This is a genomic window from Streptomyces sp. NPDC101194, from assembly GCF_044767885.1.
Lineage (GTDB): Bacteria > Actinomycetota > Actinomycetes > Streptomycetales > Streptomycetaceae > Streptomyces.
On the sequence record NZ_JBIWOS010000002.1, the window covers coordinates 531,183 to 542,739 of the forward strand.

14 protein-coding genes are annotated in these 11,557 nt (G+C 67.5%); 11 read left to right on the top strand and 3 right to left on the bottom strand.

Annotated elements, in window-relative coordinates; translation table 11 throughout:
* Positions 1–171: 171 nt before the first annotated feature.
* The 9 genes from map (at position 172) to truA (ending at position 6,173) form a co-directional block, all read left to right on the top strand.
* Complete coding sequence (gene map / locus ACIRP2_RS09155) at positions 172–1,008, top strand: type I methionyl aminopeptidase (RefSeq protein ID WP_404248043.1); 837 nt, start codon at positions 172–174, stop codon at positions 1,006–1,008.
* Positions 1,009–1,249: 241 nt separating this feature from the next.
* A complete protein-coding gene (infA, locus tag ACIRP2_RS09160; protein ID WP_003956442.1) occupies positions 1,250–1,471 on the top strand; it encodes a translation initiation factor IF-1 in 222 nt (73 codons plus the stop codon).
* Positions 1,472–1,531: 60 nt separating this feature from the next.
* Entirely contained in the window at positions 1,532–1,645 is a 114-nt protein-coding gene (gene rpmJ / locus ACIRP2_RS09165) for a 50S ribosomal protein L36 (protein ID WP_003956441.1), read from the top strand.
* Positions 1,646–1,839: 194 nt separating this feature from the next.
* Positions 1,840–2,220: a 30S ribosomal protein S13 gene (gene rpsM / locus ACIRP2_RS09170; RefSeq protein WP_018519286.1), complete on the top strand. Its 381-nt coding sequence runs from the start codon at positions 1,840–1,842 to the stop codon at positions 2,218–2,220.
* Between the two features lie 105 nt (positions 2,221–2,325).
* Positions 2,326–2,730 (top strand): 30S ribosomal protein S11, encoded by a 405-nt coding sequence (gene rpsK / locus ACIRP2_RS09175; RefSeq protein WP_003956432.1) that lies wholly within the window; start codon positions 2,326–2,328, stop codon positions 2,728–2,730.
* Between the two features lie 31 nt (positions 2,731–2,761).
* Complete coding sequence (rpsD, locus tag ACIRP2_RS09180) at positions 2,762–3,388, top strand: 30S ribosomal protein S4 (RefSeq protein ID WP_093897256.1); 627 nt, start codon at positions 2,762–2,764, stop codon at positions 3,386–3,388.
* Between the two features lie 107 nt (positions 3,389–3,495).
* Positions 3,496–4,518: a DNA-directed RNA polymerase subunit alpha gene (locus ACIRP2_RS09185; protein ID WP_003966937.1), complete on the top strand. Its 1,023-nt coding sequence runs from the start codon at positions 3,496–3,498 to the stop codon at positions 4,516–4,518.
* 187 nt (positions 4,519–4,705) lie between these two features.
* Positions 4,706–5,218: a 50S ribosomal protein L17 gene (rplQ, locus tag ACIRP2_RS09190; RefSeq protein ID WP_365690033.1), complete on the top strand. Its 513-nt coding sequence runs from the start codon at positions 4,706–4,708 to the stop codon at positions 5,216–5,218.
* An 85-nt stretch (positions 5,219–5,303) separates the two neighbouring features.
* Complete coding sequence (gene truA / locus ACIRP2_RS09195; protein ID WP_404248047.1) at positions 5,304–6,173, top strand: tRNA pseudouridine(38-40) synthase TruA; 870 nt, start codon at positions 5,304–5,306, stop codon at positions 6,171–6,173.
* 34 nt (positions 6,174–6,207) lie between these two features.
* Here truA and ACIRP2_RS09200 read toward each other — a convergent pair whose 3' ends face one another.
* The 3 genes from ACIRP2_RS09200 to ACIRP2_RS09210 form a co-directional block, all read right to left on the bottom strand.
* The gene (locus ACIRP2_RS09200; RefSeq protein ID WP_404248049.1) at positions 6,208–6,495 is read right to left on the bottom strand and encodes a hypothetical protein; all 288 of its coding nucleotides are present in this window, start codon (positions 6,493–6,495) and stop codon (positions 6,208–6,210) included.
* Between the two features lie 227 nt (positions 6,496–6,722).
* Positions 6,723–7,859: an amidase domain-containing protein gene (locus ACIRP2_RS09205; protein ID WP_404248051.1), complete on the bottom strand. Its 1,137-nt coding sequence runs from the start codon at positions 7,857–7,859 to the stop codon at positions 6,723–6,725.
* A gap of 297 nt (positions 7,860–8,156) precedes the next feature.
* A complete protein-coding gene (locus tag ACIRP2_RS09210) occupies positions 8,157–9,008 on the bottom strand; it encodes a hypothetical protein (RefSeq protein WP_404248053.1) in 852 nt (283 codons plus the stop codon).
* Between the two features lie 58 nt (positions 9,009–9,066).
* On the opposite strand from ACIRP2_RS09210, the gene ACIRP2_RS09215 reads away from it, so the two are divergent.
* The gene (locus ACIRP2_RS09215; RefSeq protein ID WP_404249414.1) at positions 9,067–10,695 is read left to right on the top strand and encodes an ABC-F family ATP-binding cassette domain-containing protein; all 1,629 of its coding nucleotides are present in this window, start codon (positions 9,067–9,069) and stop codon (positions 10,693–10,695) included.
* Between the two features lie 89 nt (positions 10,696–10,784).
* Positions 10,785–11,557 (top strand): hypothetical protein (locus ACIRP2_RS09220; protein ID WP_404248055.1); only part of this gene is annotated, 773 nt, incomplete at its 3' end.

An 11,557-nucleotide genomic window follows, 5' to 3' on the forward strand; every position in this document is an offset into this window, starting at 1 on the left:
TGCCCCGGGGGGGGAGTGGTCGGCCGTGGGCCCCTAGTGGGCTTGGGTGCCAGACCCGCATGTACCGGACCGGGGGCGCGGGCGGCCCGGGGGCCCCGCCCCCGACTGTTTGCGCCGTATCGTTGGGTACGCCGCACCCCGTCACCGTTCGATGCAGAGAGGCGCCGCGCAATGGTGCAGATCAAGACCCCCGAGCAGATCGCGAAGATGCGTGAGGCGGGGCTGGTGGTCGCTGCCATTCACGCGGCCACCCGCGAGGCGGCGGTGCCCGGCGCCACCACCCTGGACCTGGACCACGTGGCCCGCAAGGTGATCGCCGATCACGGTGCGAAGTCGAACTTCCTCGGGTACGGCGGGTTCCCCGCCACCATCTGCACCTCGGTCAACGAGGTCGTCGTCCACGGCATCCCGGACGACAAGACCGTCCTCAAGGACGGCGACATCATCTCCATCGACGCCGGCGCGATCGTCGACGGCTGGCACGGCGACGCCGCGTACACGGCGTTCGTCGGTACCGGTCACGCTCCGGAGCTGATCGAGCTCTCCCGGGTGACCGAGGAGTCCATGTGGGCCGGTATCGCCGCCATGAAGGTGAACAACCGCCTCGTCGACGTCTCGAAGGCGATCGAGTCCTACATCCGCCGCCAGCCGCGTCCGGCCACCGGCAAGTACGGGATCATCGAGGACTACGGCGGCCACGGCATCGGCACCGAGATGCACATGGACCCGCACCTGCTGAACTACGTCTCCCGCAAGCGCGGCAAGGGCATCAAGCTCGTGCCCGGCGTCTGCCTGGCCATCGAGCCGATGGTCTCCCTCGGCACGCCGCAGACCGAGGTGCTCCAGGACGACTGGACCGTGCTCACCACGGACGGCACCTGGTCCTCCCACTGGGAGCACTCGATCGCCCTGACCGAGGAGGGCCCCCTGGTCCTGACCGCCCCCGACTGCGGCAAGGCGAAGCTGGCCCAGTACGGAATCGAGGCGGCGCCGGACCCCCTGGCCTGATCGCCCCATCGCTGCGCGGAGCGGGCCGGACCCTTCCCCGAGGTCTTGATGCCCGGAGCAGACGCCATCGAGGTCGATTTGACCCCCTTGTGGAGGTCTAAGGATCTCCCGCGGTGGGCAAACTTGACGGATTCGTCTTTTGGGGTCCGCTGACGTAGACTGACGCGTCGGCTCTTGTGCATCCGTGTGTCCACATGCGATACCGAAAGTCGATCAAGGTAGCCGATTCGAAGGGCGAAGCGTGGCCAAGAAGCAAGGTGCCATCGAAATTGAGGGCACCGTGATCGAGTCCCTCCCGAACGCCATGTTCAAGGTGGAGCTCCAGAACGGTCACAAGGTCCTCGCGCACATCAGCGGCAAGATGCGGATGCACTACATCCGAATCCTTCCGGATGACCGGGTCGTCGTGGAGCTCTCTCCGTACGACCTGACGCGTGGCCGGATCGTCTACCGCTACAAGTAGATCTTGCCCGCACCCCGCCTCGGCGGGGTGATGGCACTGACCCGGAGAACCTGACATCCCATGAAGGTCAAGCCGAGCGTCAAGAAGATCTGCGACAAGTGCAAGGTGATCCGCCGCCACGGTCGGGTCATGGTCATCTGCGACAACCTGCGCCACAAGCAGCGCCAGGGCTGACGCACGACCCCCTGCATCTCGCAGCACTTCGCGCGACGCACGTAATACGTACATACGCAGAGTCCGTCCAAGCTTCGGCTGACGACACCTCCGGCGGGGGCCGGGGACCCGGGCGTACCACCTCTCCTCGTGGGAGGTCGGCGATCGGGAGCGGCACTGCGGAAGACCCCCGAAATAACAACTGGAGCCATTGAATGGCACGCGTTTCAGGTGTTGACATCCCGCGCGAAAAGCGCGTGGAGGTTGCCCTCACCTACGTCTTCGGTATCGGGCGCACCCGGTCCAAGGAGATTCTCGCCACCACCGGCGTGAACCCGAACACCCGCGTTCGTGACCTGGCCGAAGAGGACCTGGTCAAGATCCGCGAGTATGTGGACGCCAACCTCCGCACCGAGGGTGACCTCCGTCGCGAGATCCAGGCCGACATCCGCCGCAAGGTCGAGATCGGCTGCTACCAGGGCCTGCGTCACCGCCGCGGCCTGCCGGTCCACGGCCAGCGCACCAGCACGAACGCTCGTACCCGCAAGGGCCCGCGTCGCGCGATCGCCGGCAAGAAGAAGCCGGGCAAGAAGTAGTCCTCAGCGGACGCACTGCGGGTGTCCGGATCACCGGTCAGCCGCAGCAACCAGCGGTCTTCGCTGTAGGACCGATCACCTCCCCTCTCCATCTGGAGTCAAGACATGCCCCCCAAGGGACGTCAGGGCGCAGCCAAGAAGGTGCGTCGCAAGGAAAAGAAGAACGTCGCTCACGGCCACGCGCACATCAAGAGCACGTTCAACAACACGATCGTCTCGATCACGGACCCCTCGGGCAACGTGATCTCCTGGGCCTCTGCCGGCCACGTCGGCTTCAAGGGCTCGCGCAAGTCCACCCCCTTCGCCGCGCAGATGGCCGCCGAGTCGGCCGCCCGCCGCGCGCAGGAGCACGGCATGCGCAAGGTTGACGTCTTCGTCAAGGGTCCGGGCTCCGGCCGCGAGACCGCGATCCGTTCGCTCCAGGCCACCGGCCTGGAGGTGGGCTCGATCCAGGACGTCACCCCCACTCCGCACAACGGATGCCGGCCGCCCAAGCGCCGTCGCGTCTGATTCCGTCTGAAGCAACGGAGACAACTGGAAAATGGCGCGATACACCGGGGCCGACTGCAAGCGATGCCGTCGGGAGAAGCAGAAGCTGTTCCTCAAGGGCAGCAAGTGCGAGAGCGCGAAGTGCCCGATCGAGATCCGTCCTTACCCCCCGGGTGAGCACGGACGCGGGCGCACCAAGGACAGCGAGTACCTCCTTCAGCTTCGTGAGAAGCAGAAGTGCTCGCGGATCTACGGTGTTCTTGAGCGGCAGTTCGTGAACTACTACAAGGAAGCGAACCAGAAGACCGGCAAGACCGGTGAGAACCTTCTGCGCATCCTTGAGACCCGCCTCGACAACGTGGTTTACCGGGCAGGCTTCGCCAAGTCCCGCGACCACGCCCGTCAGCTGGTGCGTCACGGACACATCGCGGTGAACGGCACGAAGACCGACATTCCGTCGGCCCGCGTCGCCGTGAACGACGTGATCGAGGTTCGTCAGAAGTCCAAGGCCCTGACCCCCTTCCAGGTGGCCCAGGCCGAGGCCGGCGAGCGCACCGTGCCGGCGTGGCTCGAAGCCGTGCCGTCGACGATGCGGATCCTCGTGCACTCCCTGCCCGAGCGCCAGGTGATCGACACCCAGGTGCAGGAGCAGCTGATCGTCGAGCTCTACTCCAAGTAGTAGCTCGTGGGTCCGGGCGGTACGGCTCTTTCGGGTCGTGCCGCCCGTACCCTTGTCAGTATCTGGGGGCGTCAAATAGTGGGCGCCCACGACTGAAGGAACGCAACATGCTTATCGCTCAGCGTCCGTCGCTGACCGAAGAGGTCGTTGACGAGTTCCGCTCCCGGTTCGTCATCGAGCCGCTGGAGCCGGGCTTCGGCTACACCCTCGGCAACTCTCTCCGCCGCACGCTCCTCTCCTCGATCCCCGGTGCCGCTGTCACCAGCATCCGGATCGACGGTGTCCTGCACGAGTTCACCACCGTGCCGGGCGTCAAGGAGGACGTCACCGACCTCATCCTCAACATCAAGCAGCTGGTCGTCTCCTCGGAGCACGACGAGCCGGTCGTGATGTACCTGCGCAAGCAGGGCCCCGGCCTGGTCACCGCTGCTGACATCGCCCCGCCGGCCGGTGTCGAGGTCCACAACCCGGACCTGGTCCTGGCCACGCTGAACGGCAAGGGCAAGCTGGAGATGGAGCTGACCGTCGAGCGCGGTCGCGGCTACGTCTCCGCCGTCCAGAACAAGCAGGTGGGCCAGGAGATCGGGCGCATCCCGGTCGACTCCATCTACTCGCCGGTGCTCAAGGTCACGTACAAGGTCGAGGCGACCCGTGTCGAGCAGCGCACCGACTTCGACAAGCTGATCGTCGACGTCGAGACCAAGCAGGCCATGCGTCCCCGTGACGCCATGGCTTCGGCCGGTAAGACCCTGGTCGAGCTGTTCGGTCTGGCGCGTGAGCTCAACATCGACGCCGAGGGCATCGACATGGGCCCGTCCCCGACGGACGCCGCGCTCGCCGCCGATCTGGCGCTGCCGATCGAGGAGCTGGAGCTCACGGTCCGTTCGTACAACTGCCTCAAGCGTGAGGGCATCCACTCCGTGGGTGAGCTCGTGGCGCGTTCCGAGGCCGACCTGCTCGACATCCGCAACTTCGGTGCGAAGTCGATCGACGAGGTCAAGGCGAAGCTGGCCGGTATGGGCCTGGCGCTCAAGGACAGCCCGCCCGGATTCGACCCGACGGCCGCGGCCGACGCCTTCGGCGCCGACGACGACGCGGACGCCGGTTTCGTGGAGACCGAGCAGTACTGATCCGCCTCCGGTCGGGGCGCCCGGGTTCTTCGGGCGCCCCGACCGGGGTGAGGCTCTGTCCTCAATCGCCGAACGGGCTCGGGACCGGCTCCTGCCTGTTCGGATCTGATCTTCCGCGTGGCGTCCGCCGCGCGGGAACTGACACCGGTACCTGATACGGCCGGTGCAGCACACAAGGAGAAACACCATGCCGAAGCCCGCCAAGGGTGCCCGTCTGGGCGGCAGCGCCGCGCACGAGAAGCTTCTTCTCATCAACCTCGCGAAGTCGCTGTTCGAGCACGGCCGCATCACCACGACCGAGGCCAAGGCCCGCCGCCTGCGTCCGGTCGCCGAGCGTTTCATCACCAAGGCGAAGAAGGGCGACATCCACAACCGTCGCCTGGTGCTGCAGTCGATCACGGACAAGAGCGTCGTGCACACGCTCTTCACCGAGATCGCCCCGCGGTACGAGAACCGCCCCGGTGGTTACACCCGCATCACCAAGATCGGCAACCGTCGTGGCGACAACGCCCCGATGGCGGTCATCGAGCTGGTCGAGGCGCTGACCGTGGCCCAGCAGGCCACCGGTGAGGCCGAGGCCGCGACCAAGCGTGCGGTCAAGGAAGACGCCCTCAAGAAGGACGAGGCCCCGGCCGAGTCCGCCGAGGTCGTCGAGGACGCCAAGCCGGCCGAGGCCGAGGCGGAGTCCAAGGACGCCTGAGCGTTCTGAGACCACTGGGCGGGCCCGCATCACCCTTCGGGGCGGTGCGGGCCCGTTCCGTATGCACTGGAGAAAGGATCCTCGTGTGAGTGACGAAGTGGAGCCCGGCTTCGTGCGGGTGCGGCTGGACCTGGCGTACGACGGCAGGGACTTCTCCGGCTGGGCCAAGCAGACCTCCAGGCGGACCGTCCAGGGGGAGATCGAGGACGCGCTGCGGACCGTGACGCGGTCCTCGCGGACGTACGACCTGACCGTCGCCGGGCGCACGGACGCCGGGGTGCATGCCCGGGGCCAGGTCGCCCATGTCGATCTGCCGGACGAGGTGTGGGCCGAGCACGAGGACAAGCTTCTGCGGCGGATGGCCGGGCGGATGGCGCCCGACGTACGGATCTGGCGCATCGAACGGGCTCCGGCGGGCTTCAACGCCCGGTTCTCGGCGCTGTGGCGCCGGTACGCGTACCGTGTCGCCGACCGTCCCGGTGGGGTGGATCCGCTGTTGCGCGGTCATGTGCTGTGGCACGACCGGCCGTTGGACGTCGACGCCATGAACGAGGCTGCGGCCCGGATGACCGGGGAGCACGACTTCGCCGCGTACTGCAAGAAGCGCGAGGGCGCGACGACCATCCGTACGCTGCAGAAGCTCAGCTGGGTCCGGGACGAGGTGTCCGGGATCATGACGGCGACGGTGCAGGCCGACGCGTTCTGCCACAACATGGTGCGGGCGCTGATCGGCGCGGCGCTGTTCGTCGGCGACGGGCGCCGTCCGGCCGAGTGGCCCGCGCAGGTGCTGGCGGCACGGGTGCGGGACCCAGGGGTGCATGTGGTGCGCCCCCACGGGCTGACGCTGGAGGAAGTGGCCTACCCGGCCGACGAGTTGCTGGCCGCCCGCTCCAGGGAGGCGCGCAATGTGCGCACGCTTTCCGGAACGGGCGACGGTGGCGAGGGCTGCTGCTGAGACGCGGTGACGGACCCGTCCGATGGTCCGTCCCTCAGGACGACGGCCGCTCCGCGGACGAGGACTCCTTGCCGGGGGGGAGGGGGCGATGATCGAAGATCACCAGGTGCCAGGCACCGGCCGTCCGGAGCACGGTGAAGGTGTCGTGGAGAGTGGCGCCCGCCCGGCCCTTCGCGGTGAGTTCGGCGGATCCGGTCTCCGGGCCCATGTCGTAGTCGATGCGCACGTCTGTGATCTTCAGATCCTTTCCGCCATCGGCGGCAAGGATCTGGGCCGCTTCGCGCCGCGACCAGGCCCTGTCCGGGACGTTACCGACGTGCATCAGAGCGGGGACGCTACGGGAGTTGAGGGCGCGCACATACGATTCCACTGCTTGGCGGGCCCCGTCCGGTGATGCCGAGGGCCTGCTCGCGGTGGGGGGCTCCGCGGTTGACGAGCATCCGGAAGCCGCCAGCGTGACTGTGGCCACCGCCGCTGTCAGAACGCCGGCCGTTCGTCGACGATTCATTGTGCTCCTTCGTCCGATCAGGGAAGCGGTGTCTCTGGCCGTCAGGTGCGGTGCGCGTACCACCATGTCTTCTTGTGGTCGGACAGGAGTTTGGCCAGGCTCTTGTTGTGTGTGGCACCGGTGTGGTATGTGAGGTACGGAGTGCCCTGGTACCTCTTGGTGACAATCATGGTGTGGTCGATATTGCCGTTCTTGTCCCAGTCGGCCTGTAGTACATCTGAAGCGGCCAGATTCCATACGCTCGGGAGGATTTTGGTGCGTTTTGAGTGTTTCTGTGCGAACCAGTACCAGTTCTCCGCGCCCGCCCATGTGTAGCTGGTGGTGAACGTCGTGGGTCCGTAGAACCAGTACTTGTTGCTGGTGCGCTGGATCAGTGCGCCGCCCTTGGGTCCCCACCCCCCGGCCAGCATGGCCTGGGAAACGAAGTTGGTGCAATCGTTGCCATAGGTGCGGTATGCCTTGTTGTTGTTCTTCCAGTAGTTGTCGGCGTACGAGACAATTTTCCCGTAGTTGTAGCTTGTGGGCTTGACGACGGCGACTCCGGTGTCCGGAAGAACGGTCGTCTCGGATGGAGGTGCCTTGGCGCCCTCGTCCTCGTCCGGAGAACCACCCTCGTCCGTGGGCGCGGGGTCCGCCCCCTCCACCTGCGTGCTGGGTGCGGGGCCGCCATCTGTCTCAGCCACGTCAGAGGCGAGGAGCCAGGTTCCCTCCGCTGTTCGCGCGAACCGTACGGTGTGCGGGAGGGAGACTTCTTCGTACTCCGGCGCTCCTTCCTGCACCTCCTGGGGAGTGAAGGGGAGGTACAGGCGGGTGTACTCGGAGACTTGGAGGGTCGCCGCCGACCCGCTGGCGGAGGCATCTGTGACCTCGACGTCGACTGTCGCCTTCGTGTAACCCCCGTCGACCTGTTCGTACCGCCGCCCCTTCTCCGTCAGCGCTGTCAGGTCGGCATCCATCTGCGTGGACATCTGCCGAGTTGCCGCGATTTGGGGGGTGCGCGCGATGGATGCGGTGGTGGTGAGCATGTCGGCGCGCTGTTGCAGGTAGTTCTCGGTGAGCTGTGCCAACTCACTCGTGATCGGATCTGCCGCGGCAGACTCGGGTGCGGTGCCCGGTTGGGCCATCGCCGGTGTGGTCGTGAGGGCGAGAGCAGCGACCGCCAGGATGGCGGTCGTCATGTGTTTTCGTCGCATGCGCCTCATGGGTAACTCCCTGCCTGAGCTGATCAGTCATGTCCTGGTGCTTCGGGAGAGAGGAGGCTGTCTGTCCAGGGGGTCCGAGGTGGCGTGATGTCGCCGGGGAATGACCAGTTCCGTGCCCTTGAGGGCCCTGGCCGCACCGGCGGGACTGTGCAGGTGGCCCGGTGTCCGTTGCGGGTTTTCGCGCTGTGGCAACGCTGCTTTTGATCCGTCTTCCTGGGGGCGACGATGCCGAGGCCTGTGCCCTCCCGTTGCAGGAGCCTCCTCCGCGCTGCATCAGCCGGCGGGTGCGGTGGCCGCGGCCGAGGCCTGGAGCTCGCCCCGGTACCGGATCTGACGGAACGTGAAGTTCGTCAGGTCGTCGCCGGTGGCGTAGACGTTCTTGTCCGCCGTGGTGACGTTCTTGCCGCTGGTGAACCCGCTGATGGAGAAGTAGGCGTAGCGGCCGTAGGAGTTGGCGGTACGGCGGCAGAACGATCCGGCGGGGCAGAAGGACGGCACGCCCGCGCCGCTCAGAGGTGCGACGCTGCCGCTGGACTGCTGGGCCGCCCTCTTGGCCTGTGCCTCCGTACCGAAGACCGCGAGACCGACGGTGACGGCGACGCCGTCCTTGCTGTACGTGGCCCGGACGACCTGGTCGCAGCCGTTGCTGGTGAGGATCGAGCCGAGCGCGCCCTTGGTGGTCGCGGCGCAGCTCTTCGTCTGCTGCGTCGCGCCCTTGACGTAGACGCGGTCGCCCATCGTCAGTTTCTTGCCGGGGAAGAACGCGTCGGCGGTGATCGGCGCCTTGTCCTTCCTGGCGTCGGATATGTAGTCCTTCGGGTCGGGCGGGGGCGGCGGTGCCACCGAGGAGAAGGACGGCTCGGGCTCGGCGGTGTCGTTCGGCAGGTCGGACGGTGCCGGGAGTTCGCTCGCGTGCTTGCCGGAGTTGGTGGAGTTGTTCTTGTTGGTCGAGATGACCGCGGTGGCCACGATCGCGCCGACCGCGGCGGTGGCGAGCACGCCTCCGCCGATCAGCAGCCACCTCTTGCGGCGGTTGCGCGCGGCGGACTCGTCGGCCAGCGCTGCCCAGTCCGGAGTCTGTGTGCCTCCGGGCCCCCAGGAGGGCCCCCCTTGCCCAAAGCTCATGCGGCGAATCCTAGACGGAACATAAACCGGTTGGGCCAGGGCTTCGCGGCCCGTGACAATGCTGTGCATGGGACATCTTGAAGCGGGCCATCTGGAGTACTACCTACCGGATGGGCGGGTGCTGCTCGGCGATGCTTCGTTCCGGGTCGCGGACGGGGCGGTGGTCGCCCTCGTGGGGGCGAACGGCGCCGGGAAGACGACGCTGCTGAAACTGCTCTCCGGGGAGCTCCAGCCGCACGGCGGTTCCGTGTCGGTGAGCGGCGGGCTCGGCGTGATGCAGCAGTTCGTGGGCTCCGTGCGGGACGAGCGTACGGTCCGGGACCTGCTGGTCTCCGTCGCCCAGCCCCGTATCCGGGAAGCCGCCCTGGCCGTCGACAAGGCCGAGGAACTGATCCTCACCGTCGACGACGAGGCCGCGCAGATGAAGTACGCGCAGGCCCTGAGCGACTGGGCGGAGGCCCGCGGGTACGAGGCCGAGACCGTCTGGGACATGTGCACCACGGCCGCGCTCGGCGTCCCGTACGAGAAGGCGCAGTGGCGCGAGGTGCGCACACTGTCCGGCGGTGAACAGAAGCGGCTGGTGCTGGAGGCGCTGCTGCGCGGGCCGGACGAGGTGCTGCTGCTCGACGAGCCGGACAACTACCTCGACGTTCCCGGGAAGCGGTGGCTGGAGGAGAGGCTGAAGGAGACCCGTAAGACGGTCCTCTTCGTCTCCCACGACCGGGAGCTGCTCTCCAGGGCGGCCGAGAAGATCGTCAGTGTCGAGCCGAGCCCGGCGGGCAGCGACGTGTGGGTGCACGGCGCCGGCTTCGACACCTACCACCAGGCCCGCAAGGACCGGTTCGCCCGGTTCGAGGAACTGCTGCGGCGCTGGGAGGAGGAGCACGCCCGGCTGAAGGCGCTGGTCCACCGGCTGCGGCAGCAGGCGGCGATCAGCCCCGACATGGCGTCCCGTTACCGCGCGATGCAGACCCGCTTCAAGAAGTTCGAGGACGCCGGGCCCCCGCCGGAGCCGCCGCGCGAACAGGACATCAGGATGCGGCTGCGCGGCGGGCGGACCGGTGTGCGGGCGGTGACCTGCAAGGGCCTGGAGCTCACCGGGCTGATGAAACCCTTCGACCTGGAGATCTTCTACGGGGAGCGGGTGGCGGTCCTCGGCTCGAACGGCTCGGGGAAGTCGCACTTCCTGCGGCTGCTCGCGGGCGAGCCGGTGGCGCACACGGGGGAGTGGAAGCTCGGGGCGCGCGTCGTACCGGGTCACTTCGCGCAGACGCACGCCCATCCCGAGCTGCTGGGCCACACGCTCGTCGAGATCCTGTGGACCGAGCACGCCAAGGACCGGGGCGGGGCGATGTCCGTGCTGCGGCGCTACGAGCTGGAGCGGCAGGGCGACCAGCCGTTCGAGAAGCTGTCCGGCGGGCAGCAGGCGCGGTTCCAGATCCTGCTCCTGGAACTGGCAGGCACGACCGCGCTGCTGCTGGACGAGCCGACGGACAACCTGGACCTGGAGTCGGCCGAGGCCCTGCAGGACGGGCTGGAGGCGTACGAGGGGACGGTGATGGCCGTCACGCACGACCGGTGGTTCGCGAAGTCCTTCGACCGGTACCTCGTGTTCGGCTCGGACGGTGTCGTACGCGAGACGACGGAGCCGGTGTGGGACGAGCGGAGGGTGGAGCGGGTGCGATAGGGCGGGGCGCCCGAGTCGGCGCTCACCCGTCCGGGCGAGCGCTCCGTGAAGGGCCCGCACGTCCGACGCCGCGTTCCTAGCGTGGCCGCATGGTCAGCTCATCACACGAGGCGATGCACCGGATCTTCCAGGAGGATCCCGGAGTCTTCGCACGGACCTTCCGCACGCTGGGGCTTCCCTTCCCTGAACCTGTCGCGGTGTCCCTCATGCCCACCGATCTCACCGAGATCCAGCCGCTCGAAAGACGGGTGGACACCCTGCTGCGGATCGACGCGGCCGGGGGCGACAGCTACCTGTTGGCCGTGGAGGCGCAGGGCAAGAAGGACCGGGGCAAACCCGGCAGCTGGGCCTATTACGTGGCTCATCTCTACGCGAAGTACCGGCTTCCTCCGCTGCTCCTGGTGACGTGCCAGGACAGAGCGACGGCCGAGTGGGCGGCCGAGACGGTGGTCATCGGTCCCACGGCCTGGCCGACGCTGTCGCTCCGCCCGTTGGTGCTCGGGCCGCACAACGTCCCCGTGTTCACCGACGTGGACGCCGCCGCCAGGGACATTCCCCTCGCCACGCTCTCGGCCATCACACATGGTAAGGATCCGAATGCCGGTGCCATACTGAAGGCGCTGGCTGCCGCTCTGCAGACCGTTGACGACGACACGGCGATGATTTTCGCCGAACTCACCGAACTCGGCCTGGGCTCCGCTCCGGCCGCACAGATCTGGAGGGATCTGATGTCTGTCGACCTCTCTTTCTTCCGCTCGGAGACGTCTGAGCGGCTGCGGTCCGAGGGACGCGCCAAGGGGCGGGCCGAGGACATTCTGCGGATTCTTTCCAAGCGGGGGATCGCGGTGTCGGAGCAGGTGCG